Consider the following 24,004-nt stretch of genomic DNA (forward strand, 5'->3'; position numbering starts at 1 on the left):
TCCCAATCTAGGCTTTATTTTTTCTTGAAACCATGAACGACATCGAAGCCCTATTTCGCGACCTATGCCAGCGCTATGCCGATCCTCACCTTTGGCAACCCGATTCTTCCCACTATCCGGCTCTTGCTGCCCTTTACCACGGCATTTGCGACGGCAACCAGCGGCTGAATCTGACCCGAATCACGTCTCCGGAAGACTTTTGGGAAAAGCATTTGTGGGATTCCTATGCCGCTTTGAAACTAGACGTACTGGGGGAACGTTTAACCCAACCCCAAAAAGTAATCGATGTGGGCACCGGGGGCGGCTTTCCCGGCATTCCCTTGGCGATCGCCTTTCCTGAGTGGCAAATTACCCTGCTCGATGCCACCCGCAAAAAAATTAATTTCCTCGTTGAACTGAGCCAAACCCTCCAACTGAACACCCTTGGCATCGCTGACCGAGCCGAAACCCTGGGCCAAGACCCAAAATACCGGGAAAGCTATGACATCGCGACGATCCGCGCCGTGGGTAAAGCCTCCCTCTGTGTGGAATATCTCTTGCCCCTACTCAAAATTGGCGGCCTCGCGATCCTCTATCGGGGTCAATGGTCTGAGGCCGAAACAGAACAACTCCAAGGGGCGATCGCCCAATGTGGTGGTCAACTCCTAGCCGTACAGCAATTTACAACCCCGATTACTCAAGGCCAGCGCACCTGTCTCTACATCGAGAAAAACCAGACCACAGCCCCCCAATTCCCCAGGGCGATCGGCCTGCCGAAACAATCCCCCCTCGCCCCGGTTTAAGCCTTATAGATCAAGCTCCCTGGCCCTCTGTCGAATCTTGTTTACTTGATCCCAAGAGATGGTACCCTGAGTATGGCAAATTTTTACATTTGGTTAAAACTTTAGGAACAAAGCCAGCATTTGGCCTAGAGCGAAACCAATCGATAATAGAGAAGCATGGTAGCTACACAAGAAAAAACTTTAGGTAAAATCACTCAGATCATTGGCCCTGTCATTGACGCAGAGTTCCCCAGTGGCAAAATGCCTCGGATTTATAACGCTTTAAAAATCCAAGGAAAAAACCCCTACGGCCAAGAAATTAACCTCACCTGTGAAGTTCAACAGTTGCTCGGCGACAACCAAGTCCGGGCCGTTGCCATGAGCTCCACCGACGGTCTCGTTCGCGGCATGGATATCCTCGACACTGGTGCCCCCATCAGCGTTCCTGTAGGGAAGAAAACCCTCGGTCGGATTTTCAACGTCCTCGGTGAACCCGTAGACGAAAAAGGCGAAGTTGGTGCAGAAGAAACCTCCCCAATCCACCGCCCTGCTCCTAAGCTGACCGAACTCGACACGGCTCCTTCTGTGTTTGAAACGGGCATTAAAGTTGTTGACCTTCTTACTCCCTACCGTCGTGGTGGGAAAATTGGTCTCTTTGGTGGTGCCGGTGTTGGTAAAACCGTCATCATGATGGAGCTGATCAACAACATCGCCACTAACCACGGTGGTGTGTCTGTATTCGCTGGTGTAGGGGAACGGACCCGTGAAGGGAATGACCTCTACAACGAAATGATCGAATCTGGCGTTATCAACCCCGATAACCTCAACGATTCCAAGATCGCCCTCGTGTACGGTCAGATGAACGAGCCCCCCGGAGCCCGGATGCGGGTTGGTCTGTCTGGTTTGACCATGGCGGAATATTTCCGTGATGTAAACAAGCAGGACGTACTTCTCTTCGTTGACAACATTTTCCGCTTTGTCCAGGCTGGTTCTGAAGTATCGGCACTGCTCGGTCGGATGCCTTCTGCGGTAGGTTATCAGCCCACCCTCGGTACTGACGTTGGGGATCTCCAGGAGCGCATTACCTCCACCAAGGAAGGTTCTATCACCTCGATCCAGGCAGTTTATGTCCCTGCGGATGACTTGACTGACCCTGCTCCGGCAACCACCTTCGCTCACCTCGACGGTACTACTGTACTTTCCCGTGCTTTGGCGTCTAAAGGGATTTATCCTGCTGTGGACCCCCTCGATTCCACCAGTACAATGCTTCAGCCCAGCATCGTGGGTGAAGACCACTACAACACGGCGCGTGCGGTACAGTCTACTCTCCAGCGCTATAAGGAACTCCAGGATATCATCGCAATTCTTGGTTTGGACGAACTTTCTGAAGAAGACCGTCTGACCGTAGACCGGGCTCGGAAGATTGAGCGTTTCTTGTCTCAGCCTTTCTTCGTGGCAGAGGTATTTACCGGTTCTCCTGGTAAGTATGTGACCCTTGAAGAAACCATTGAAGGCTTCAAGCGCATCCTCTCTGGTGAATTAGATGATCTACCTGAGCAGGCGTTCTACCTCGTTGGCAACATCGAAGAGGCGATCGCCAAAGGTAAGAAGCTCAAAGAGCAAGGCTAAACCCTGCCTCGCCTAAGACATCAGGTCAGTGCTACCGTTCTGCGGGGTGCTGACCTTGAACGTCAGAATTTTCCTTATTTTTTGAATTAGATTTAAGCAAATGGCTTTAAAAGTACGAGTGATCACCCCAGACCGGACGGTACTGGATGACAGTGTCGAAGAAGTCATCCTCCCCAGTAGTTCTGGTCAAATCGGTATTTTGTCGGGCCACGCGCCCCTCCTCACAGCCCTCGAATCCGGCGTCATTCGCGTCCGGACCAGTGGTTGGGAGAACATCGCAATTACCGATGGCTTTGCTGAGGTAGAAGCCAATGAAGTAAAGGTGCTGGTTAACACTGCAGCCAAGGGTCAAGACATCGATCTTGAGGAAGCCCGCAAGGCCTTTGAAAGTGCAAAGGCACAACTTGATCAAGTCAATGCGGCAGATCGTAAAGCAATCCTTGATGCCCGCAAAGAACTCAAGCGGACCCGGGCCCGCTACATGGCGGCTGGTGGCATGGCATAGGCAATGTGTCGCCCTAGAGCCAAAAGAAAAATTTTGCAATAAAAAGGCAGCCCTAGAGCTGCCCATTTTTTTATAGAAATTAATTACAAAATAACAATCGTAAAAACTTAGATAGTGATTACATTTAAGACAAGTACAGGGGCAATTGACTTTAGTTACTGCCGCTAAAGGCCACTTCAGGGAATTTTGCCTGGGCTTCAGCCATACTGGTCTTTTTGCCATGTTCTTGCCAGTAATTGATAACTTCTGTGGCTTGGTTGAGCACTTCGATGCGCTCTGCCTCAGAAATCCAGTGCTTCGCTTCTAGTTCGTCTTTTAATTGTTGCCAAGCGTCGTTACGGGGCCAAAAGAAATAGGCAGTCAAAGGACTGGTGCCTTTCCCAACAACTTGATCCACGGCGATCGCCACGTCTTTATCTAACCAAAGTACCTTTAAAAGAAATCTTTCTACCAAAGAAGCCTCCAAACCCAAATTTACACAAGTGGTTTCAAAAATTTACAGTCTATTATTTTACATTGAAGCGGGAGATTTGGATGCCCCCTAGAAAATCTCCTGACGAATTGGGGTAACAAATCCAGAGAAATAAACACTTGTTACCGGGGGCGATCGCCCCAAGCTATGTCATTGTGACGGGCGAATGTTAGACTATTTGCAGATGGATAAAATATTTTTTATCCATACCACCCCGATCAAGAAATCCTGAAGTGGGCCTGACCCGCTTTTTTTGTTGTCTAGATTTCCCCATGGCTCATCCCCTCATCCCCCGAATCGTAACCTGTGCCGAACCCATTGCTGCAGAGTTGGGTTTAGAAGTGGTGGACGTGGTGTTCCAGACGAATAAAAAACCACCAGTCCTCAGAATTGATGTCCGGAATCTCTCCCAAGACACTGGCCTGGAGGATTGCGAGCGCTTCAGTCGCCTACTCGATCCTCAACTGGAAGCCCAAGAGATCATTCCTGGGGCCTATGTGCTGGAAGTCTCTAGCCCTGGCACCGACCGCAACCTCACCACGGATCGAGAGTTTATCGCCTTCCGGGGCTTTCCTGTCCGGGTGAAAACCTATGCTCCCTACAAAGATCAAAAAGAGTGGTGTGGCACCCTCCGGGAACGGGATGAAGCGGCAATCCATCTCAATCTCAAGGGCAAGGCGATCGCCATTCCCCGGGAACTGGTCGCCAAAGTACAGCTAGATGGCCAACCCTAGTTGCCCCAAACTGCCCCAAGCTTTGTTCATTTATCGATTTTTTCTATCCGTAAATTTCTATGTCCCTTGTTAGTCTCACTGGTTTAAGCGCCCTCGTTGAAGAAATCAGCGATCGCCACAATTTACCCCAAAGTGCCGTCCATGAAGCCCTCCGGGAAGCCCTGCTCAAAGGTTATGAGCGCTATCGCCGTTCCCTAACGCTCAACCAAGCCACCCCCTTCGCCGAAGATTACTTTGATAACTTTGAAGTCGAACTAGACCTCGAAGACGAAGGCTTTCGGGTATTGGCCACCAAGGTGATTGTCGAAGAAGTGGAAAACTCCGATCATCAAATTGCCCTACAAGAAGTCCAAGAAGTTGCCAATGAAGCCCAACTCGGTGATTCCGTAATCCTAGACGTCACCCCCGAACAGAGTGATTTTGGGCGGATGGCCGCGATTCAAACCAAGCAAGTGCTGCTTCAGAAATTACGGGATCAGCAACGCAAACTCGTCCAAGAAGAATTCCAAGAACTAGAAGGAGAAGTCCTCCAGGCCCGTGTCCTCCGTTTTGAGCGGAACTTTGTGGTGATGGCGGTTACCAGCGCCTTTGGTCAACCAGAAACCGAAGCCGAATTACCCAGACGGGAGCAGCTCCCCAACGACAATTACCGCGCCAATACCACCTACAAAGTTTATTTAAAACACGTTAAAGAAGGCTCCCACCGTGGCCCCCAGTTAGTCGTTTCCCGCGCCGCCGCAGATTTAGTCGTTTACCTGTTTGCCAACGAAGTCCCAGAAATCGAAGAAGAAATCGTGCGGATTGTGGCCGTTGCCCGGGAAGCGAATCCCCCCGGCCGTTATGTTGGCCCCCGCACAAAAATTGCGGTGGATACCCTAGAGCGGGATGTTGATCCTGTCGGTGCTTGTATTGGGGCACGGGGATCACGGATCCAAGCCGTGGTGAATGAACTGCGGGGCGAAAAAATTGATGTGATCCGTTGGTCGCCAGATCCAGCGACTTACATTGCCAATGCCCTGAGCCCAGCACGGGTCGATGGGGTAATCTTGGTTGATGCGGAAGAGCGACAGGCCACGGTATTAGTCCCCGAAAACCAACTGAGCCTTGCCATTGGTAAGGAGGGACAAAATGTGCGTTTGGCCGCACGCTTGACGGGCTGGAAAATTGATATTAAAGATAGTGCTAAGTACGAGGCAGAACAGGCTGCCCTCGCTGAACAAGAGACAGCCCCCCCCCATGAAATGGCATCGGAAACTGCTGTGCTGCCGGATCAAGCTGAAACGGAACCTTTAGAAGAAGAGGCCACGCCAACGGACGCTTAGATTCCGGGGGGAATTTTGATGTAAAAGGCGATCGCCATTTCAACCATTGCCATGGAACCAAATCTACGCCGCTGTGTTGCCTGCCGCAAACTTGCCCCAAAACAATCTCTTTGGCGGGTGGTTCGAGTCTATCCATCCCAGCAGGTACAATTGGATCGGGGCATGGGGCGTTCCGCCTATCTCTGTCAATGTCACCATTGTCTAGAAATGGCCCAGCGCAAAGATCGGCTCGGGCGATCGCTCAAAAAGAACGTCTCCCCTGAGATTTATCAAACCCTAAAAGAACGCTTAAATTCTCTCAATTAAAGCTCTAACAATCGCCACTCCTCAAGCCATTATGGACGCGCGATGCTATTTAAAATCATCCCTGAAATTACTCAGATTAAACCTTCTTTTTATTGTTGAACTCTAGCAAGCCCGGAGGCCTTTCCATTCATCATTGCCGCTAATCCCCGTTGGATTTAGATCCCACAATCCACATTAAACCCACCTATCCCTCACTCACCCTCAATTTGTACGACTAGTAGTTAAGGACATTATTGGATGAATAACGAAAAAGTTAGAATTTACGAACTTTCAAAGGAACTAGATCTCGAAAACAAAGACATTTTAGAATTCTGTGGCCAGCTCTCCATTGATGTGAAGAGTCACAGTAGCACCATCACGACAGAAGAAGCTGATAAAATCCGGGCGATCGCCACACAAAAGCGCCCCCAAGCCCCCAAGGCCCAGCGGCCCCAGAGAAAGAAAAAACAAGAAATTCTCTCCGTCCAGCACCAGCCCCAGGGCGCAAAACCCCAGGCTAGTAAATCAGAATCAGCCGACGCAAATCAACCAACCTCAACAGCCAAAAAGCTTGAACGTCCGAAATTGCAGTCTCCTCCGAGTCGAGGAAAAGAGGCACCTGCACAACCAGAAGAGTCTCCGACCAACAATGGAGCCAAAGCTGAGCCAGTGGCCAAGACAACTTCCCCCAAAGCAGAACCAGCAGCCCCCGCTGCCCCGAAACCCAAGCTCATGGGGCCGCCGCCTCGGCCAACCCCCAAATCATCTGCTTCCAAGACACCCGATGCCAGTCCTGCAACGGCAGAAACAAGCAGTGGAGCAACCCAAGCCGATGTGAGGGCCAAATCCCTCTCGAAAAATACCGCCGAAGCCCCGGCTAAAGCACCAAAATTACGGCCAAAACCGCAAATTGTTGGCACCGTCAGTAAAAAGCCCGCCCCCGTTCAAGCGATTGAACCCGAGCTTGACGAAGAACCCGATACCAACAATGTCGAAGGGGATGATGATGCGACCCCAGAAGTCCTTCTCGCTCCCCCCAAGCGTCCCGCCGCAAAACCCAAAAAAGCCATTGGCCCGAAACCCAGCAAACGTAAAGTCTGGGAAGATGAGGAAGAGGACGAATCCGAAAGCAAGAAGACAAAAACCAGCAAACTCAAGCGTCGCCCCGTTGTCATTGATGACGATGACGATGACTTTGGCACAACCACAAACAACAATGCCGAAGTGCCTTCTGTCAGCTTGTCCATTGCCCGTCCCCCCAAACCAAAGAGTGCTTCATCATCTCCTTCCCCAAGCAAGCCATCACCTTCAAAACCGAAGAAACCAGCGGCGAAACGATCTGGCAGTGGTGGCAGTGGTCAATCTCAGAAAGAACAACGGCGCGATCGCCCTGATGTGAAAACACCACCAGCGGAGATCACCCTCACAGAAACCATGACCCTCCGGGAAATGGCGGATATCCTCTGCATCGCTGAAACAGACATTATCCGTCGCCTCTTTAGTAAGGGGATCGCGATCAACATCACCCAAACCCTAGACTACGACACCGCCCAGATGGTAGCCGAGGAATTTGACGTGAAAGTCATTGCCCCAGAGGTGAAATCAGCGGCTGAAAAATCCACAGAAATGCTGGATGTGGCCGACCTCGAACACCTCCAACATCGTCCTCCAGTCGTCACCATCATGGGTCACGTTGACCACGGTAAAACCACCCTCCTGGACTCTATCCGCGAGACTAAGGTGGCCCAAGGGGAAGCCGGGGGAATTACCCAGCACATCGGTGCTTACCACGTAGACATCGAACACAACGGGAAACCCGGTCAAATTGTTTTCCTCGATACTCCTGGCCACGAAGCCTTTACGGCCATGCGGGCCCGGGGCGCAAAGGTGACAGATATTGCTATCCTCGTTGTCGCCGCCGATGACGGTGTCCGTCCCCAGACCCTAGAGGCAATCCGCCACGCCCAAGCGGCCAAAGTGCCCATCGTTGTGGCGATCAACAAAATGGATAAACTCGGCGCAGAACCGGATCGCGTCAAGCAGGAACTCTCAGAACAGGGCTTAGTGCCTGAGGAGTGGGGCGGCGAAACCATTATGGTGCCCGTCAGTGCCCTGAAGGGAGAAAACCTAGATACTCTCCTGGAAATGATTCTGCTCGTCTCTGAGATTGAAGAACTCTCGGCGAACCCAGATCGTCTGGCGAGAGGCACAATCATTGAAGCCCACTTGGATCGCGCTCGCGGCCCGGTAGCGACTCTGTTAGTACAGAACGGAACCCTACGGGTTGGTGACATCATTGTGGCGGGATCGGTGATGGGTAAAATCCGGGCCATGATTAGCGATCGCGGTGAAAAAGTCACGGATGCAACACCGTCTTTTGCAGTGGAAATCCTTGGTTTAAGTGAGGTACCAGCGGCTGGGGATGAATTTGAAGTCTACTCCAGTGAAAAAGAAGCCCGGGCGATCGCCGACGAACGGGCTGAAGGGAAGCGTCAATCTCGGCTCCAACAGGCCATGTCTTCCCGACGGGTCAGCCTCAGCAGTCTCTCGGCCCAAGCCCAAGAAGGGGAACTCAAGGAACTCAACTTGGTACTCAAGGCTGATGTCCAGGGTTCCGTCGAGGCGATTCTTGGCTCCCTCCAACAACTGCCCCAGGACGAAGTCCAAATTCGTGTCTTGCTGTCTGCTCCCGGTGAAATCAGCGAAACAGATGTTGATCTTGCCGCCGCCAGTGGGGCGATCATTATCGGCTTTAACACGACCTTGGCTCCCGGTGCGCGACAGGCCGCCGAACAAGAAGGGGTTGATATCCGCGAATATAACGTGATCTACCGTTTCCTCGAAGAAATCCAAGGGGCGATGGAAGGTCTCCTGGATCCAGAGGAAGTCGAAGAACCCCTAGGTCGGGCCGAAGTGCGGGCCGTCTTCCCCGTCGGTCGTGGCTCCGTTGCGGGCTGTTATGTCCAGTCGGGTAAGGTCGTTCGTAACCGGATGATCCGCGTGCGTCGGGGTGATGTCGTCGTCTATGACGGTTCCCTCGATTCCCTCAAGCGTGTCCGCGAGGATGTCCGGGAAGTCAATTCTGGCTATGAATGTGGGATTGGCGTCGATAAATTTAGCACCTGGAAAGAAGGGGACATTATCGAAGCCTACGAAATGGTCTTCAAACGCCGCACCTTGGCGGGCCGCACCAGTTAAGTGACGCACGTTGTTTAACTGGCGATAATCCTTTAATCCAAAACCTCCTGGGCAACTGGGAGGTTTTTTTGGTGATCGCCAATTTCGCTTTCAATTTCCCCCTGGGGATTCAGGGAGTCACGTTTCGGTAGGTTTCAAGACAGGATAAGATATGGGATGATCACTCTTTAGTAATTTCAAGGCGTTATTAAAAATGGATGTTCTTTCTCTAGGTTGGGGCGCGCTATTGGCCCTGTTCACTTGGTCGATCGCCATGGTTGTTTGGGCACGTAACGGTTTCTAGGATCGTGGAAACAATTTTTTTAAATTCTCTTTTTTTGGGAGCCCTTGCCTTGCTGCTATTGGTCAGCGGTGGGATCTCCTACCTCACCTTTGTGGAATGGCGCGATCGCCGTCGTCAAGACCGAGATAAACGGGGCAAGTAACCCTCAAACGAACTTGCGCGGCCTTGGTGCCTTTCCCGAACTATCTTGCTTGATTAATCTCCTGTGATGGCAGGAGATTTTTTTGTGGATGTTGTGCCTAGACAATTTCTACAGACGCCCCAGAAGCCGAACAATTTCTGCCACAATCAAAGGAAGTACCATTTCCAAAAACCATGGCGATTCCCGCAAACGAAATTGATTTAGCCCGGTATCTCGAACATTCCCTGTTGCACCCAGCCGCCACCGCAGCCCAGGTCAAAGAATGCTGTGAGGCGGCAGTCCAATTTGATTTTCCGGCGGTCTGCCTCTACCCAACGGCGATAAAAACAGCCCGGGATTATTTACACCAGCGACCGATTCAGATTTGTTCTGTCGTCGGTTTTCCGGCCGGGGCCCATACGACCGCAACCAAACTCTACGAAGCCCAGGAAGCAGTAGAAAATGGCGCAACGGAATTAGATGTGATGCTTAATTTGGCCTTGGTGAAAATGGGGGAATCGGAGAAGCTCTATCAGGAAGTGGCGCAAATCGTCGAACTAACTAAGGTTCCCATCAAAGGCATTTTAGAAACGGCTCTCCTAACCGATACCGAAAAACGCCTTGCCGCAGAAATTTGCCTCGATGCAGGGGTGAGTTATCTCAAAACCTCAACGGGCTGGTTCGGGGGGGCAACGGTGGCCGATGTAAAGTTGCTCCATGGGATCACCAAAGGGCGCATTGGGATCAAGGCAGCAGGAGGGATCAAAACGGTTGACCAGGCGATCGCCTTAATCCAGGCTGGTGCGACTCGCCTTGGCACCTCCCGGAGTATCAAGATTATGCAGGAAAGGGAACAAGCGAGCGACAACCCAACTTGGTAAATACGGCATGTCTTTTAAAATCACAGGCATCATTCTCAAAGGCAGCCCCCTCGGTGAAGCGGATCGGCTGGTAACGATCCTATCGCCGGAACAAGGGTTGGTAAAAGCCGTAGCCCCAGGGGCGCGTCAACACCGTTCTGCCCTGCGGGGACGCACCGAATTACTGGTGGTCAATGAATTTGTTTTGACCAGGGGGCGATCGCTAGACCGGATTCAGCAGGCGGATATGCTCACCTCCTATTCTGGCCTCAGACATGATTTTGCCAAATTAGCCGTGGGTCAATACCTCGCAGAAGTAACCCATTACCTCGCAGTGAGCCACACCCCCCAGCCGGAACTATATGAATTGCTCCGGGAACATCTGCGCCGCATCGAAGCTTTAGAATTTCAGCCCAGCGCCAGGGTGACCCAGATCATCGCCCACCTAACCCAAGCTCTATTTCATCTGTTGGCGATCGCCGGTTTTGCCCCTCAAGTTCAACATTGCCAGGGCAGTCAAACCCTTATTTCTCCCAACTTTGTTGATCCCCGGTGGCGCATTGGCTTTAGTCACGATCTGGGGGGGATTATGGTGCTGGGCCAGGGAAACATTCGTCCCGATCAACGGCTGACGGCTTTGGAACTAGATATTTTACAAATGCTGCCCAACCGCACCCTGCCGGAGCTGCAGCGGTGGTCCCAAGCAGAACAAATGGTATTTTCCTTAGAAACGGCTTGGCTCCGGGTTGAACATCTGTTACGGCAGTACCTTGAGCATCACATTGGCAAAACCCTCAAAGCGGCCCCGCTCATTGATACCCTTGCCCCCTTAGCTTTTTAAGGGGCGATCGTTAATTGCTGGCTGCAGCCGGGGCTGAGGATTCTTGGGCCTGGAGTTGTTGTACCCGTTGTTCCACAGCCGCTAGATTTTGTTGGTAACTGGCCCGTTTTGCCTGGGCAAAATCGTAATAAAAATCCTCTGCTGGAATTGCGTCTAAGGTGGCGATCGCCGTTTGCCACTGTTCAATAATCTCTTGCCATTGGGCCACAGAAGAGGGCGGATTTTCAGCCATTTGGGCTGCCGTTGCTCCCTGGGATAAGCCTGTGATTAGATTGCCAAGACTGCCATTGAGGGACTGGTAATCGGCGATTTGGGTCTGCATTTCTCCGTACCGAGGCGACCAACGGGGCACGGTTTCTAGGGTGGCGATCGCCTCTTCTAAATTGGCTTGGGCCTGGAGAATCGCTTGGCCAGAGGGATTTTCGCCAGCAGCAAACAGCGATCGAGCCGGATCAGCCAGTTGTGTGGCGGTGGTCAGAGGCGCACAGGCACCAATCACACAGGGACGACTCAAACCATAGCCCGCTACCCCCACAAGGACTAACAACAAACCCGCACCGAGGATTAGGGGGCCTTTTTTGCGAGGGCGATTAGAGGATTCGGTAAACTCTTCTAGCCCCCCGTCAGCAGTGGTAAACCCTTCAAAATCGCCGCTGGAATCCGTCGGCTCTTCTTCTGGGGCGGCGGTGTCAAACGAGTCTTCTTCTAACTCATTGCCCACGGGCGGAAAGGGATCATCCGTGGCTTCGAGGTCAATATCTTCCGGAAATTCAGATTGTTCAGGGGAGTCCGGTTCACTTTCTGGAGGTTTTCCATCGGAAACCGGCTCGACTTCAGACTGGGTGAGGGCGTGGAAAGCATAGGGTTCGTTGGCCCCGGTGATTCGCAAATAAATGAGAGTTTGATGCCCTTGGACGCGGGGATCACCCTGGAGGCGATCGCGGATCAGCCGGAAAAGGGGCGGGAGCTCTGCCGGGGCCGGAGCTTGATGTTGCACCAGGACAAGCAACAGACCTTCCTTAAAGAGACAACGCACCTGAATCGGGTCTGTGGGGAAATATTCTGCTTCAAGTTGAGTTTGGAGATCCGCTTGCAGATCCTGGAGATTTAACGGGGCAACATCGGACATAACCGCAAGAACAGCCTATGGACTTGAAATGTCATTGTAAGTAAAGCTCAAAAAAAAAGTCTTGTCAAAAGACCCCGGCGATCGCCAAAGCTCAGTTTATTTAGCGGGGCTGTTGTCGTAAAAATCCACTAAAACTATCAACTCCCCAAGTAAGCAAGAGGAAACAAAGCAAGGTCAGACTGACGCCACCATAATTAAAACTGCTCAATTGTTCCATCAAAAGCCGTCCGAGGCCGCCCGCCCCCACGAGGCCGACAATGACCGTTTCCCGCAGACAGACTTCCCAACGATAAAAACTGTAGGCAATAAAATTAGGCAGCGTTAAAGGCACCGTACCGTAGAGCCAAACATTGCCTTCGCTACTGCCTAGGTTCCGGAGAGCATTGAGGGGCGCAGGGGGAACATTTTCAATTACTTCGCCCATTAATCTGCCTAAAATGCCCAGGTTATGAATCCCCAGGGCGATCGCCCCCGGCAAAGTCCCCGGAAACATCACGAATACCACTACCAATGCCCAGATGGGAGCCGGAATACTGCGACAGACCAAAAGCACTAAATGACTTAAGAGCCGTTGTCCCCAGAAAATGGGCCGCTGATTTTTCGCTGCCAAAAAGGCCAGAAAGAATCCGCCCACCCCCGCTAAGGCGATCGCCAAAATAGACATCTCCAGAGTTTGTAGACTCAGGATCGCTAACTGTTTTCCCTGGGCGAAATCGAAACTGACGGTCTGGAGTTGAGTCATAACTTCCTCCAAAAAGTCTTGGCCCCGGCCAGACCAGAGTCGCGACCAATCGGGCTGAATATACCCAAATCCCCAAGCCACTAAACCACTACCGAAAAGCATCGTACCGAGGAGCCAATCCCGTCGCTGTCCCCCCAATTTGTAACGGTGGCTGTTGAGGTCAAAGCGACTGGTGCAATCTAGCCGTTGCCGCAAAAAATGACTCCCCCAATCCACCATCCCATTCAACGCAATCAGGGCATAAAACAACGTCCAAAGCTGTTCGTAGCGGAGGGATTGTAGGCTTAAATAAATCTCATAGCCCAGGCCCCCAGCACCAATAATGCCCAACACAGCCGCCGAACGCAGGGAACATTCAAAGCGATAAAAACTGTAGGACAACAAATTAAACAAAGCCTGGGGCAAAATCCCATAGAGAAAAGCTTGGGCCGTGGGGACACCGCTATAAATTAAGGCTTCAAAGGCGGCCCGGGGAGTCTCATCAATGATTTCAGCAAAAATTTTCGCCACAATCGCCCCAAAGGGAATGGTGATCGCCCCCAAGGCCACCACCGGATCTAGGCCCCAAACATTAATCAAAATCAGACCCCACACCACCTCATGGATCGAACGGGGTACAGCTAAAAGCAACCGGATGCCGCTTCCTAACCGCTTGCCTTGGGGAAATATCGTCTCCCAGAGTAACCTGGCACTGAGTAGCCCGCCGATAGTACCCACCACCAAACTCAAAAAGGTGCCGCAGATCGCATAGGCAAAGGTGGTCAGGCTTGCCTGGCAGGTCAGGAGGAGAAAGTCTACTGTTAAATTTGGCTGAAAAGCGGCCCCCACAAATCGCCCAAGGGTGCCTAAACCCTGGCCATTAAATAGGGCTCCACCCCGAACGGTAACGTCGATCAAACTGCAGGCGATCGCCAGGCCAAAAAGACCAAATCCCCAAGCCTTGGGCTGAACATTTCGGGGCAGCGGCAGGGAGATTCTAAACATCAATGGCAAGATTCGGCGGAGAGTATGGCAAAATTATCAACAAATAATTATTAAACACATTAAGGAAACCCTCATTATGACTCCCTCTTTGGCAAACTTTTTCTATAGCCTCTTGGCTGGCACCTTAGTTGTGGTCATTCCTGCCACCGCATTTTTGATTTTCATCAGTCAGCAGGACAAAATTAAGCGCTAGATATTCCCTTCCAAAACACGAAACTGCGAGGTGGGCATTTTGTAACATTGCCCACCTCTGTTTTCATCTGAGATATCTTATAGTCTGGAAACGGAAGTCGTTAGCTAAATCATGAGGAAGCCCGACGCTGAATTAAAATTACAGCGTCGGGATAAGAAGCGGTAAGTCATAGCAACGCGGAGACAAACAACAAATCTTAGGGAAATCAACAAGCTCCCTAGAACCTGATAGAATAACCTGATGCTTAACCTCACTTACGAGTACAGAGCCTATCCAACGGCCAATCAATCTTCCACAATGGAGGAGTGGCTGGCAACGTGCAAACGCGTCTATAACTACGCCTTGGCGGAGCGTCGTGACTGGATTCAGTCCCGTAAGTGCCCAGTTAATGCTTGCAGTATTCAGCGGGAATTTATTTACCCAATGGATTCAGAAAAGCCGACCTATTACAGTCAAAAGCGCAATTTGACCGCCGCAAGGAAAACTAATTCTTTTCTGCAAGCGGTGCATTCTCAAGTGCTTCAGGATGTGATGGGCAGGCTGGAAAAGGCGTTTAATGCATTGTGGAATAGTGGGTTCGGATTCCCACGGTTTAAGAAGCGTTTTCGCAGCTTTAACTTCCCGCAGTTGGGCAAAAACCCAATTGGTGACAATCAAATCAAGTTGCCTGTATTTGGCTGGGTGAAGACCGTGATGCACCGTCCTATCCCTGATGGGTTTGAGGCGAAGCAAGCACGGGTGGTTAAACGCGCTTCTGGCTGGTATATCCAGTTGGTAATCCAAAGCGACGTCAAAATACCAGAACCCCCAATTAAAGGCCACGCCATTGGTATTGATGTGGGGTTAAGTCATTTTGTTGCTACATCAGACAACGAGTTGATAGCAAGACCTCAATTCTTTGTGGAGGCACAACACAGGCTGAAAGTGCTGAACCGTGCCGTTGCCAGAAAGCAGAAAGGTTCAAAGAACCAGCAAAAAGCTTGTCAACGAGTCGCCAGATTCTATGAACGAATTGCGAACCGACGCAAAGATTTTCACCGTAAGTTAGCCCATCATCTCTGCGACCAAGCAGGGATGATATTTGCGGAGGAGTTGAACCTAAAAGGACTGGCAAAAGGAATGCTGGGGAAGCATTGCCTGGATGCGGGTTGGGGGCAGTTCCTGGATACATTGAAATGGGTTTGCTTTAAGCGTGGGGTGTATTTCCAAAAAGTTAAAGCCGCTGGTACAAGCCAGGAATGCCCAGAGTGTGGGGTAGCGGTGAAAAAAGATTTGTCCATGCGTCGGCATGAATGTCCAGAATGTGGCTACACAACCAATCGAGATGTAGCCAGTGGGCAAGTAATTCGCAATCGTGGACTAGCTAGCACTGAGCATGTTGCTGAGCTTGTCGAAGCATGTCGAAGTGTAGCGGTTGGACAGACCGTTCAATCCTGTGGAGCTACGCCCAGTGGGGAGGCTTTGAAGCAGGAATTTCTTGAGGCGACTTAAGAAGCCCGCGCTGTCTCCTAGAGCAGAGTCGGGAGTATGTCACTATAGAAGGTAGAGTCAAGGGAGATCAACAATGGTTAATTTTGGGCTAAATTCCGCCAGTATCTTGGGGATTGCGCTGGCCGCAGCGGGTGCATCCCTCTATTTTTTACGGTCGGTACGCCCAGAACTTTCCCGCGACCACGATATTTTCTTTGCGGCGGTTGGGCTATTGTGCGGCTTCATTCTCCTGTTCCAAGGGTGGCGTTTAGACCCGATTTTGCAATTTGGTCAATTTCTCTTGTCTGGCTCAGCAGTATTTTTCGCCATTGAATCAATTCGCCTCCGGGGTTTGGCCACAGAGCAGGCCCGCCGCAATACGCCCATTGTGGACGATGAACGGCCCGTCAGTCGGGTTTATCGGGCGGAGCTGGATCAGATTGAGCCTTACCAAGGGGAAGAACGCTATGAACGTCGGTTGCGGGGCTATCCTGAACCCCGTTCGAGTCGGAGCCGGGGTTACGAAGATGAAGCCCCTCGGGGAACGAGTACCCGACCCAGTAGCCGCCCCACCAATCGTCCTCCCACGGATTATGGCGATCGCCCCAGTGGCCGCCCCACCAGTCGTCGTCCCAGTCGCCCCACACCCCCTAGCCGCCGCCCCCGTCCGGATCGCTATGACAATGGCGGCTACGATGCCTATGGCCCCAGCAGCGGTAATGTCACTGATGTCTGGTCAGAAGATGCCTGGGAGCAAGGCGATCGCCCCGTCGATGAAGCGCCCCGTCGACCCCGCCGCCCCCGACCCGATGATGAGCCACCAGCCCCCCGTCGTCCCCGTCGGCCTCGCCCCGATAACTATGGTGCCTCCGATGAGGAAGTGGCCACCGTTGACTATCAACCCATTGATGGGGCCTCCTTTGGTGAGGATCAAGATTGGGATGATCCGGCCCCCGACAATCCAGAAATGCCAGAAGGCGATCGCCCCAACAACCCCGTCAATTTCGACTACTAATTGCCCGAATTTTCTGCCCATTAACGAACGTGCTTAGGCAAACCCCTCGCTTTCTCTGGTTGTTGATGATATTGGTGGGATTGGGAGGCTGCTCCTTTGGCAACACCCCCTTAACCCCCGTTTCCCTCAATAGCCGCTTCCACGATGAACAGCCTGCGTTGAGTGGGGACGGTCGCTGGTTAGCCTTCATTTCCAATCGCCATGGCACCAGTGAACTGCTTTTTTATGACTTAAACCAAAAGCAGTTTGTGGAATTGCCGAATCTCAATCAAAAAAATGCAATTTATGAAAGCCCTAGCCTAAGCCGTACCGGGCGTTACCTTGTTTATCTTTCTAGTCCCCTGGGGAAGCCGGATATTATCCTCTACGATCGGGCGACCAAGCAGTCTGATATTTTGACCCAGGGCTACCGTCATTGGGTGCGCAACCCCCAAATTAGCCCCGATGGCCGCTATGTAGTGTTTGAATCAGCTCGGCGGGGCCAGTGGGACATTGAGGTTTTAGACCGTGGCCCGAATATTGAATTTGATTTACCCCAGGAAGTGATTGTAAATCCGTCAGGTTAACCGCGCCGCTGTAGGTAAGTTGGCGATTGCTTCAGCGGAAAATGTTGAGCCCCATTGCTGTGGGCAATTGTTAACAATGTGAGAAAAAGTCGTCTTGCTCTACCTTGACAGATGAGTAGATCGGAGTATCATGTCATATATCTTAACTTTTATTGACTGTGCGCTCCCTAACCGCCCCACCATGACAGCTAGGGAAGTAAAAATCCGCACCAACGCCATTCGGGCGATCGCCTTTTGCAGCAGAAATAGTATTGAATAATGATTAACCCATCGATTTTGAGTCTCGGAGTTGCTGCTTGTGCAACTTGTTTGAGTGTCACCACAAAGGAAGAAATTGTCAAAGTTGCCACGGGATGCGTGGCTATCCTCGCCGGATTTCTGGCCTTGTGTTACGCCCCCTGGGTCGTTAAGGTACTCGTCATTGCATTACCAATCATCATCGAGCGCCTCAAAGCCCGTTCTTCTGATCTTTGAATTTCTGTGCGACTTTCTGACTATTGTTCTATTGTTGCGCTGTCGTGACAGAACGAGTCCGGTGGTGCTGACTTAACTGTTGGTCAAACCAAGAAAGAATTCTTTGCCATGCCCACCAGGGATCACTGTCTCCCCAATGGTTTTGACAGTGGCGATCGCTAATGTAACCCACATGGCCCCCAAACTTTGTAATTTGGGTATTTAGGTGAGTATTCCGTTGATCGACATAGCGGAGATCTTCAACAAGATCCGGCGCAAAGAGGGGATCATCCGCTGCATACAAAATAAAAGTCGGCCTGTGTAAATCCTGGAGAAAATAAAGGGGGCTACTGGCCTCGTAATAAGCTTGGGTTGTGGTGAAACCCAGCTTGGGAATCACGAGATACTGATCAAACTCTCGGATTGTCGTCGCCTTTTCAATGGTTTCAGTCTGGAAAGCGTGGGGATGGTAGCTTTGTAACTGCCAAGCCAGCTTCTGTAGATTTTTGGCGATCGCCTGCTCAAAATAGCATTTGAACGGATGTTTTTCGAGATAACTGAGGGAACGGTGGGATTCTAAACTGGGGCAAATGACAGCACCCGCAAGAATATCTTCTGGTTGCAACCCTAAAGCCTTTAAATCCAATTCCTGGGCTTTTTTTAATCCCCATAAAGCTAATTGTCCCCCCAGAGAATAACCAGCAAAGAAAAAAGGCGGCTTTAACCCCAGTTGTTGTTTGCCCTGGGCCGCTAGACGCACAAAATCTTCGCCTTCGAGGAGACCATCGCTAGTCAAATCAGGGGAGAGGGCTGCTGTTTTGCCATGGGCACGCCAATCGAACAACAAAACACCATAGCCTGCCTGGAAAGCCTTATGGGCGAGAATTTCTAAAAACCATTGGTCTTCTAAACTGCCGGTAATGCCATAGGTAGCAACGATCGTTCCTTTTGAATCACTGGGTTGCGCATATTGGCAAAAAATAGGCGTTTGATTCGCCCCCGTCAGGATCACCTCCCGATACTTTAAAGGAGATGTTTTTGGTTGACTGTGCCACTGTTTCGCAGCACCAAAGGCCGCATAGATTGTCATGGCAATGCCAGACCGTAACCAGAGGGGCGGTTGATAAAACATAAAACTACATCTTGCTATTATTTTTTAGTCGCTTTCTTGGCCAATTGCTTGGCTTTTTTTGCTGCTTTTTTCGCCGCTTCTTGCTCTGCTTTTAGACGTCGTCGTGCTGCTTCTTTTTCTTGTTCGATTTTTTCAAGATAGTAATGATAATCGCCGTTGTAAACAATAAATTCTCCGTCGCGAATTTCGACAATTTTATTGGCGACTTGGGAAATAAAGAAACGGTCGTGGGAGACAATCGCCACGGTGCCGTCATATTCCTTGAGGGCGTTTTCCAACATTTCCTTCGCTGGAATATCAAGGTGATTGGTCGGCTCATCGAGGATTAGAAAATTTGCGGGCCGCAGCAACATTTTTGCCAGGGCTAACCGGGCTTTTTCACCACCACTAAGGGCACCTACTTTTTTGAAAACGGTGTCGCCACTAAAGAGGAATTGCCCTAGGAGCGTCCGGACTTCGCCATTTTTCCAATCGGGTACTTCATCGTGGATCGTATCCATTACCGTTTTTTCAAGGTCGAGAGCTTCAGCTTGGTTCTGCTCAAAATAACCGGGAATGATGTTGTGGGTGCCAATTTTAACGTTGCCTTCGTCGTAGCTTTCCATGCCCATGATCATGCGTAGAGTTGTGGACTTGCCACAGCCATTCGGCCCTAGAAAAGCAATGCGATCGCCGCGTTCGATGGCCAGATTCGCACCGAGAAACAGAATTTTGTCGTCGTAGGTGTGGGTCAAATCCTGAATCGTCACCACCTCCTGGCCACCCCGGGGCGCTGAGGGAAACTGGAACTTGAGGGTGCGCACATCACTAATGGGTGCTTCGATGCGTTCGACCTTATCTAATAGTTTTTCGCGACTTTTTGCCTGGGTGCTGCGGGTGGCACTCGCCCGGAATTTTTCAATGAATTCCTGTTGTTTGGCCAAGTCTTTTTGTTGGCGCTCAAAGGCAGATTGCTGGGCGTCTTTATTTTCTGCTTTTTGTTGCAAATACTGGGAATAGTTACCGAGGTAAGTGGTCGAAATTCCCCGCTCTGTTTCAACGATTTTCGTACAAAGGCGGTCTAGAAATTCTCGGTCATGGGAAATAATTACCATCGGCGTCTTTAAACCCCGGAGATAATTTTCCAACCATTCAATAGTTTCTAGATCTAAATGGTTAGTTGGCTCGTCTAGGAGGAGAATATCTGGTTCCTGAAGGAGAATTTTGCCCAAACTGATCCGCATCTGCCAGCCGCCACTAAAGGAACTCACCAGGCGATCGCCATCTTCGATCTCAAAGCCCACTTCCGGGAGAATTTTTTCAATTTGGGACTCTAAACGATAACCATCAAGGGCTTCAAATTTTCGTTGGGCCCGGTCAAGTTGGTGGATCAGATCATCTAAATCGGCATCCGGCTCGGCCATTTCATGCTGAATGCGGTGAATTTCATCCTGCACAGCATTGGCTTCTGTGAAGACTGTCCATAGTTCTTCTCGGACAGTGCGCGTCGGCACCACGTCAAATTCTTGGGTTAAATGGGCAATGCGCAGATCAGCCGGACGAATAATTTCACCATCCGTCGGCTCCACTTCCCCCATAATGATCTTCATCTGGGTGGATTTTCCCGCACCATTGACCCCCACAAGGCCAACCCGTTCACCCGTTTTCACTTCCCAGTTAATATCCTTGAGAACTTCGCCGGTGGGATAAATTTTGCGGATGTGCTCAAGTCTTAACATCGGGAAAAACTCCTGGGTGGGATTAGCATCAGTCTATAACAAATTGTAAACTTTTTTCGTTCACTCCTTTGCCATGACCCGTAGTAGCCTCTCCCTGGACGCCCCTTTATATGATTACCTCCTCCACATTTCCCTCAAAGAGCATCCCGTCCTCAAAGAATTACGGGAAATCACGGCCCAACACCCAGCGGCCCGGATGCAGATCGCCCCGGAACAGGGTCAATTGATGGCCTGGCTCGTGCAACTGCTGGGGGCGCGGAAAACTCTAGATATCGGCGTTTTTACGGGTTACAGTGCTCTTGTTGTCGCCTTAGCGCTGCCGAAAAATGGAAAAGTCATTGCTTGCGATCGCGACCCAAGGCCAACGGCGATCGCCCAAACCTATTGGGAAAAAGCAGGGGTCGCCGAAAAAATTGAACTCCGCCTTGCCCCAGCCCTCGAAACGTTAGATTTTCTTCTGCTAGCGGATGGCCAAGCGGGTACCTTTGATTTTGCCTTCATTGACGCGGATAAAGGAAATTATCTAAATTATTTTGAGCGGTCTCTCAAACTATTGCGGGTCGGCGGTGTCATTGTCATTGATAATGTGTTGTGGTCGGGACGCGTGGCCGATCCAGCGGATCAAGACAAACGTACGGAAAAAATTCGCGCTTTCAATGAAGCTTTGTACAACGACCCACGCATTAGTTTGACGGTATTGCCTGTAGCTGATGGTCTGACCCTCGCCCGCAAACTTTAGAAAAATCTGGCTTAAAGTACTTCGTCAAAGCCTGCCGCTTTTTTAACGGTGTAGAGGGGGCGCTGTTTCACCTCGTCGTAAATGCGGCCAATGTATTCACCGAGAATGCCAAGACAAATAAGTTGCACAGCTCCCAAAAAGAAAATGGCAATGGTGATCAAGGTATAGCCAATTAACTGGGCCGGGGCATTGTAGATCCGCCAAAATAACACCAAAATCATCATGGCGATCGCCACTAGGGCCGTCACCAAACCCAAATAAGTGGCAATCTTTAAGGGTTTACGGGACAGGGAAATAATCCCATCAATGGCAAGCTTCAGGGATTTACGAAAGGTGTATTTGACATCGCCGGCAAAACGCGGCTCCCGGTTGAACCGTACCGCCGTTTGCGGAAACCCCACCCAGGCCCGGAGACCCCGAATGTAGCGATGTTTTTCGGGCATACTGTTGAGAATATCCACCACCTGACGGGACATCAAGCAAAAATCCCCCGTATCCGTGGGAATGGTGACATCGGTGAATCGATTTAAAATTCGGTAAAAGCCATAGGCCATGAGCTTCTTAAACCGGCTTTCTTTGGCCCGACTTACCCGTTGAGCATAAACCACATGGTAGCCCGCCCGCCATTTTTCAATTAATTGAGGAACCAGTTCGGGGGGATCCTGGAGATCGGCATCCATGATAATGACCGCCTCCCCTTGGGCATATTGCAAACCAGCTGTAACCGCGATTTGATGGCCGAAATTTCTCGCCAAACTTAAGTAGTGGACCCTGGGATCCCTTTGGTGCAATTCGTCCAAAATGGCGAGGGAGCGATCCTGGCTGCCATCGTCGATTAAAACCAACTCTGCGGGGCCATCTAACTCTTCAATGACCTGGACAACGCGCCGATACATTTCCGGAAGATTCGCTTCTTCGTTGTACACCGGGATGATGATGGAGTAAGTAATCATCGAAAGAAGGGGGGGCAGGTTGAGAAAATAGTTCTAGAGAATTTTGCCGAGGTGGTTCAGGGGCCAAAATTTAAAAATGGCATGGCCAATAACATTATCGGCAGGGACAAAGCCCCAGATATGGGAATCATTGCTGTTGTTGCGATTATCACCAAGGACAAAAAAACTGTGGGGCGGCACCGTTAGGGTCGGCAATTCATAGTCAGGCGACGCAGCAATGAAGGGTTCCGTTAAGGGCGTTTGGTCAACATACACGGTGCCATTGTGAACGGATACAGTTTCACCGGGGGTGGCAATAATTCTTTTGATAAACGCTTGTTGGGGATCGTAACCGAGGAGTTCTAATTGAGGGGGCGTCCGGAAAACCACCACATCACCCCGATGCACGGGCTGGAATCGATAGGATAGTTTCTCGACAACAATGCGATCGCCTAAATCGAGGGTCGGCAGCATCGAACCGGAGGGGATATACCGGGGTTCCGCGATAAACCAGCGCACCACCAAGGCGATCGCCAGGGCAATGACTAGAATGCGAATATTTTCCCAGAGGGCGGCCCATGGTTTCGGTTGTTGATTTGTGCTGAGGTGTTCGCCCTGATCGCCCATGGGTCTCCGTGAAATTTGATACGACGGCTCTATATTGTGGCACGTTCGCTTCGTTTCAGTACAGTTCCCCACAGCCAAAACAGGAAACGGCGCAGGGATGCGGGCGCTTGGGTTCCCCAGAGATTAATCGCGACACAAACTGCCCCAAAAGCAGGCAGGAGGAAGGTGGGCACCATTACAACGCCGACCAGGAACCACGTGCTGACATGGAGCACCATCAGGGTTACGCCCCCATAAACGGCGATCGCATTTCTTTGGATCAAACTGGGGGAAGCTTGGCGCACCACGTACACCAAGGTCAAAAAACTCAAAATCAGGTTAAAGGGAACCAAACCGCCACAGATGGCAATACAATGGCACCGGGAAAATTCACACAACTGCTCAAAAACGCTACTCAATTCGAACACGGCAATATTCAAAGGCTCTTAAAAAAAGATGATGTTATTGATCTGAGCCTAACGAATTCTTAGGAACTTTTACCTAACGTTTTATGAAGTCTCAGTCCGTAAAAACCTTACCCATTGGCGATCGCCCCGCAACCCTTGCCCTAGAAATATTTCACATTGCGCTCAAAATTTTCCCCAAGGTAATACTGCCGCACAAGGGGATTGCTATAAAGCTCTTCTGTCGTTCCCGCCGCAAGAATTTCCCCGTCCCGCATGATGTAAGCACGGTCAGTAATCGCAAGGGTTTCGCGGACGTTGTGGTCGGTGATCAAAATTCCCATGCCCCGTTCCCGCAGTTGGGCCACAATTTGTTGAATTTCAGCGACGGCAATGGGATCAACCCCAGCAAAGGGTTCATCAAGTAGGAGAAACTTCGGCCCTTGACCGCCGACGGCTAAGGCGCGGGCCAGTTCGGTACGCCGTCGTTCGCCCCCTGACACCAGACGACCATGGGTATTCACAATGCGGTGCAGCCGAAATTCGCTCACCAGTTCCTTGAGGCGATGTTGCTGTTGGCGGTGGGACAAAGGGGACTGTTCGAGAACCAGTTGAATATTTTCCTTGACCGTTAAATTCCGAAAAATGCTGGGTTGCTGGGTGAGATAACCAATGCCGAGTTTGGCCCGCTCATCTAGACTTAGGGGCGTAATGTTCTGCCGTTGGAGCCAGACGCGCCCTTCATTGGGTTTAATCAGACCCGTTGTAATGTAAAAGGTAGTGGTTTTCCCAGCACCATTTGGCCCCAGGAGGCCGACAATTTCCCCTTGATTTACTTTTAAATTGACACGGTTAACAATGACGCGTTTGCCATAGGTTTTACGGATGTTTTCGAGAACGATGGTCACGG

27 protein-coding genes are annotated in these 24,004 nt (G+C 51.0%); 18 read left to right on the top strand and 9 right to left on the bottom strand.

Features of this window, described 5'->3' with window-relative positions; all coding sequences use genetic code 11:
• The first annotated feature begins 32 nt into the window (after positions 1-32).
• The 3 genes from rsmG to atpC all read left to right on the top strand — a co-directional run bounded on the left by rsmG (position 33) and on the right by atpC (position 2,895).
• Positions 33-782, top strand: a complete 750-nt coding sequence (rsmG, locus tag FEK30_RS07845; protein ID WP_138072756.1) for a 16S rRNA (guanine(527)-N(7))-methyltransferase RsmG — start codon at positions 33-35, stop codon at positions 780-782.
• Between the two features lie 156 nt (positions 783-938).
• Positions 939-2,390 carry a F0F1 ATP synthase subunit beta gene (gene atpD, locus FEK30_RS07850; RefSeq protein ID WP_012306378.1) on the top strand — a complete coding sequence of 484 codons (1,452 nt, stop codon included), beginning with the start codon at positions 939-941 and terminating at the stop codon, positions 2,388-2,390.
• 100 nt (positions 2,391-2,490) lie between these two features.
• Positions 2,491-2,895, top strand: a complete 405-nt coding sequence (gene atpC / locus FEK30_RS07855) for an ATP synthase F1 subunit epsilon (protein WP_012306379.1) — start codon at positions 2,491-2,493, stop codon at positions 2,893-2,895.
• Between the two features lie 151 nt (positions 2,896-3,046).
• On the opposite strand, the gene FEK30_RS07860 is transcribed toward atpC, so the two are convergent.
• The gene (locus tag FEK30_RS07860; protein WP_012306380.1) at positions 3,047-3,349 is read right to left on the bottom strand and encodes a 30S ribosomal protein PSRP-3; all 303 of its coding nucleotides are present in this window, start codon (positions 3,347-3,349) and stop codon (positions 3,047-3,049) included.
• 290 nt (positions 3,350-3,639) lie between these two features.
• Between FEK30_RS07860 and rimP the strand changes: the two genes are divergently transcribed.
• The 8 genes from rimP (at position 3,640) to recO (ending at position 11,011) form a co-directional block, all read left to right on the top strand.
• A complete protein-coding gene (rimP, locus tag FEK30_RS07865) occupies positions 3,640-4,101 on the top strand; it encodes a ribosome maturation factor RimP (RefSeq protein ID WP_138072758.1) in 462 nt (153 codons plus the stop codon).
• Positions 4,102-4,160: 59 nt separating this feature from the next.
• Entirely contained in the window at positions 4,161-5,423 is a 1,263-nt protein-coding gene (gene nusA, locus FEK30_RS07870) for a transcription termination factor NusA (RefSeq protein WP_030005978.1), read from the top strand.
• 51 nt (positions 5,424-5,474) lie between these two features.
• Complete coding sequence (locus FEK30_RS07875) at positions 5,475-5,729, top strand: YlxR family protein (protein WP_012306383.1); 255 nt, start codon at positions 5,475-5,477, stop codon at positions 5,727-5,729.
• A gap of 237 nt (positions 5,730-5,966) precedes the next feature.
• Positions 5,967-8,906 (top strand): translation initiation factor IF-2, encoded by a 2,940-nt coding sequence (gene infB / locus FEK30_RS07880; protein ID WP_138072760.1) that lies wholly within the window; start codon positions 5,967-5,969, stop codon positions 8,904-8,906.
• A 193-nt stretch (positions 8,907-9,099) separates the two neighbouring features.
• Positions 9,100-9,189 (top strand): cytochrome b6-f complex subunit PetN, encoded by a 90-nt coding sequence (petN, locus tag FEK30_RS07885; RefSeq protein WP_071819460.1) that lies wholly within the window; start codon positions 9,100-9,102, stop codon positions 9,187-9,189.
• 4 nt (positions 9,190-9,193) lie between these two features.
• A complete protein-coding gene (locus FEK30_RS16750) occupies positions 9,194-9,331 on the top strand; it encodes a hypothetical protein (RefSeq protein WP_168191133.1) in 138 nt (45 codons plus the stop codon).
• A gap of 173 nt (positions 9,332-9,504) precedes the next feature.
• Positions 9,505-10,191, top strand: a complete 687-nt coding sequence (deoC, locus tag FEK30_RS07890) for a deoxyribose-phosphate aldolase (RefSeq protein ID WP_065710244.1) — start codon at positions 9,505-9,507, stop codon at positions 10,189-10,191.
• 7 nt (positions 10,192-10,198) lie between these two features.
• On the top strand, positions 10,199-11,011 hold the full coding sequence (recO, locus tag FEK30_RS07895) for a DNA repair protein RecO (protein WP_138072762.1): 813 nt from the start codon (positions 10,199-10,201) through the stop codon (positions 11,009-11,011).
• A 10-nt stretch (positions 11,012-11,021) separates the two neighbouring features.
• Here recO and FEK30_RS07900 read toward each other — a convergent pair whose 3' ends face one another.
• Positions 11,022-12,140: a hypothetical protein gene (locus tag FEK30_RS07900; RefSeq protein WP_138072764.1), complete on the bottom strand. Its 1,119-nt coding sequence runs from the start codon at positions 12,138-12,140 to the stop codon at positions 11,022-11,024.
• Positions 12,141-12,240: 100 nt separating this feature from the next.
• Positions 12,241-13,866: a PhnE/PtxC family ABC transporter permease gene (locus FEK30_RS07905; RefSeq protein ID WP_255447997.1), complete on the bottom strand. Its 1,626-nt coding sequence runs from the start codon at positions 13,864-13,866 to the stop codon at positions 12,241-12,243.
• A gap of 76 nt (positions 13,867-13,942) precedes the next feature.
• Between FEK30_RS07905 and psbX the strand changes: the two genes are divergently transcribed.
• The 6 genes from psbX (at position 13,943) to FEK30_RS07930 (ending at position 17,584) form a co-directional block, all read left to right on the top strand.
• The gene (gene psbX, locus FEK30_RS07910) at positions 13,943-14,059 is read left to right on the top strand and encodes a photosystem II reaction center X protein (RefSeq protein ID WP_030005983.1); all 117 of its coding nucleotides are present in this window, start codon (positions 13,943-13,945) and stop codon (positions 14,057-14,059) included.
• A 240-nt stretch (positions 14,060-14,299) separates the two neighbouring features.
• Positions 14,300-15,550 carry an RNA-guided endonuclease InsQ/TnpB family protein gene (locus FEK30_RS07915; protein WP_138072766.1) on the top strand — a complete coding sequence of 417 codons (1,251 nt, stop codon included), beginning with the start codon at positions 14,300-14,302 and terminating at the stop codon, positions 15,548-15,550.
• A 73-nt stretch (positions 15,551-15,623) separates the two neighbouring features.
• A complete protein-coding gene (locus tag FEK30_RS07920; protein WP_138072768.1) occupies positions 15,624-16,544 on the top strand; it encodes a Ycf66 family protein in 921 nt (306 codons plus the stop codon).
• A gap of 65 nt (positions 16,545-16,609) precedes the next feature.
• Entirely contained in the window at positions 16,610-17,110 is a 501-nt protein-coding gene (locus FEK30_RS07925) for a TolB family protein (protein ID WP_138073770.1), read from the top strand.
• A 130-nt stretch (positions 17,111-17,240) separates the two neighbouring features.
• Entirely contained in the window at positions 17,241-17,369 is a 129-nt protein-coding gene (locus FEK30_RS17095; RefSeq protein ID WP_255447998.1) for a hypothetical protein, read from the top strand.
• Positions 17,369-17,584: a hypothetical protein gene (locus tag FEK30_RS07930; protein ID WP_030005987.1), complete on the top strand. Its 216-nt coding sequence runs from the start codon at positions 17,369-17,371 to the stop codon at positions 17,582-17,584. The genes FEK30_RS17095 and FEK30_RS07930 overlap by 1 nt, the downstream gene beginning before the upstream one ends.
• A 28-nt stretch (positions 17,585-17,612) precedes the next feature.
• Here FEK30_RS07930 and FEK30_RS07935 read toward each other — a convergent pair whose 3' ends face one another.
• The gene (locus tag FEK30_RS07935) at positions 17,613-18,695 is read right to left on the bottom strand and encodes a YheT family hydrolase (RefSeq protein WP_138072770.1); all 1,083 of its coding nucleotides are present in this window, start codon (positions 18,693-18,695) and stop codon (positions 17,613-17,615) included.
• A gap of 17 nt (positions 18,696-18,712) precedes the next feature.
• A complete protein-coding gene (locus FEK30_RS07940; protein ID WP_138072772.1) occupies positions 18,713-20,413 on the bottom strand; it encodes an ABC-F family ATP-binding cassette domain-containing protein in 1,701 nt (566 codons plus the stop codon).
• A 73-nt stretch (positions 20,414-20,486) separates the two neighbouring features.
• On the opposite strand from FEK30_RS07940, the gene FEK30_RS07945 reads away from it, so the two are divergent.
• Complete coding sequence (locus FEK30_RS07945; RefSeq protein ID WP_065710250.1) at positions 20,487-21,152, top strand: class I SAM-dependent methyltransferase; 666 nt, start codon at positions 20,487-20,489, stop codon at positions 21,150-21,152.
• A gap of 11 nt (positions 21,153-21,163) precedes the next feature.
• Here the strand turns inward: FEK30_RS07945 and FEK30_RS07950 are convergent, their stop codons facing one another.
• From FEK30_RS07950 to lptB, 4 genes are all read right to left on the bottom strand, one after another.
• Positions 21,164-22,105, bottom strand: coding sequence for a glycosyltransferase family 2 protein (locus FEK30_RS07950; protein ID WP_138072774.1), 942 nt, complete (start codon positions 22,103-22,105; stop codon positions 21,164-21,166).
• Between the two features lie 33 nt (positions 22,106-22,138).
• Positions 22,139-22,711: a signal peptidase I gene (gene lepB, locus FEK30_RS07955; protein WP_138072776.1), complete on the bottom strand. Its 573-nt coding sequence runs from the start codon at positions 22,709-22,711 to the stop codon at positions 22,139-22,141.
• A gap of 29 nt (positions 22,712-22,740) precedes the next feature.
• On the bottom strand, positions 22,741-23,118 hold the full coding sequence (locus FEK30_RS07960) for a hypothetical protein (RefSeq protein WP_255447999.1): 378 nt from the start codon (positions 23,116-23,118) through the stop codon (positions 22,741-22,743).
• A gap of 140 nt (positions 23,119-23,258) precedes the next feature.
• Positions 23,259-24,002: an LPS export ABC transporter ATP-binding protein gene (gene lptB, locus FEK30_RS07965; protein WP_138072780.1), complete on the bottom strand. Its 744-nt coding sequence runs from the start codon at positions 24,000-24,002 to the stop codon at positions 23,259-23,261.
• Between the last annotated feature and the right edge of the window lie 2 nt (positions 24,003-24,004).

This window comes from Picosynechococcus sp. PCC 11901 (assembly GCF_005577135.1).
GTDB lineage: Bacteria > Cyanobacteriota > Cyanobacteriia > Cyanobacteriales > MRBY01 > MRBY01.

Excerpts from the sequence above, each read along its gene's own strand:
- FEK30_RS07940 (WP_138072772.1), bottom strand. The coding sequence starts at position 20,413 with ATGTTAAGACTTGAGCACATCCGCAAAATTTATCCCACCGGCGAAGTT.
- petN (WP_071819460.1), top strand. The coding sequence starts at position 9,100 with ATGGATGTTCTTTCTCTAGGTTGGGGCGCGCTATTGGCCCTGTTCACT.
- FEK30_RS07925 (WP_138073770.1), top strand. The coding sequence starts at position 16,610 with ATGATATTGGTGGGATTGGGAGGCTGCTCCTTTGGCAACACCCCCTTA.
- FEK30_RS07935 (WP_138072770.1), bottom strand. The coding sequence starts at position 18,695 with ATGTTTTATCAACCGCCCCTCTGGTTACGGTCTGGCATTGCCATGACA.
- FEK30_RS07930 (WP_030005987.1), top strand. The coding sequence starts at position 17,369 with ATGATTAACCCATCGATTTTGAGTCTCGGAGTTGCTGCTTGTGCAACT.
- FEK30_RS07945 (WP_065710250.1), top strand. The coding sequence starts at position 20,487 with ATGACCCGTAGTAGCCTCTCCCTGGACGCCCCTTTATATGATTACCTC.
- atpD (WP_012306378.1), top strand. The coding sequence starts at position 939 with ATGGTAGCTACACAAGAAAAAACTTTAGGTAAAATCACTCAGATCATT.
- rsmG (WP_138072756.1), top strand. The coding sequence starts at position 33 with ATGAACGACATCGAAGCCCTATTTCGCGACCTATGCCAGCGCTATGCC.
- FEK30_RS07900 (WP_138072764.1), bottom strand. The coding sequence starts at position 12,140 with ATGTCCGATGTTGCCCCGTTAAATCTCCAGGATCTGCAAGCGGATCTC.
- FEK30_RS07950 (WP_138072774.1), bottom strand. The coding sequence starts at position 22,105 with ATGATTACTTACTCCATCATCATCCCGGTGTACAACGAAGAAGCGAAT.
- recO (WP_138072762.1), top strand. The coding sequence starts at position 10,199 with ATGTCTTTTAAAATCACAGGCATCATTCTCAAAGGCAGCCCCCTCGGT.
- nusA (WP_030005978.1), top strand. The coding sequence starts at position 4,161 with ATGTCCCTTGTTAGTCTCACTGGTTTAAGCGCCCTCGTTGAAGAAATC.
- psbX (WP_030005983.1), top strand. The coding sequence starts at position 13,943 with ATGACTCCCTCTTTGGCAAACTTTTTCTATAGCCTCTTGGCTGGCACC.
- deoC (WP_065710244.1), top strand. The coding sequence starts at position 9,505 with ATGGCGATTCCCGCAAACGAAATTGATTTAGCCCGGTATCTCGAACAT.
- FEK30_RS07915 (WP_138072766.1), top strand. The coding sequence starts at position 14,300 with ATGCTTAACCTCACTTACGAGTACAGAGCCTATCCAACGGCCAATCAA.
- FEK30_RS07920 (WP_138072768.1), top strand. The coding sequence starts at position 15,624 with ATGGTTAATTTTGGGCTAAATTCCGCCAGTATCTTGGGGATTGCGCTG.
- FEK30_RS17095 (WP_255447998.1), top strand. The coding sequence starts at position 17,241 with ATGTCATATATCTTAACTTTTATTGACTGTGCGCTCCCTAACCGCCCC.
- FEK30_RS07905 (WP_255447997.1), bottom strand. The coding sequence starts at position 13,866 with ATGTTTAGAATCTCCCTGCCGCTGCCCCGAAATGTTCAGCCCAAGGCT.
- FEK30_RS07875 (WP_012306383.1), top strand. The coding sequence starts at position 5,475 with ATGGAACCAAATCTACGCCGCTGTGTTGCCTGCCGCAAACTTGCCCCA.
- infB (WP_138072760.1), top strand. The coding sequence starts at position 5,967 with ATGAATAACGAAAAAGTTAGAATTTACGAACTTTCAAAGGAACTAGAT.
- rimP (WP_138072758.1), top strand. The coding sequence starts at position 3,640 with ATGGCTCATCCCCTCATCCCCCGAATCGTAACCTGTGCCGAACCCATT.
- lepB (WP_138072776.1), bottom strand. The coding sequence starts at position 22,711 with ATGGGCGATCAGGGCGAACACCTCAGCACAAATCAACAACCGAAACCA.
- atpC (WP_012306379.1), top strand. The coding sequence starts at position 2,491 with ATGGCTTTAAAAGTACGAGTGATCACCCCAGACCGGACGGTACTGGAT.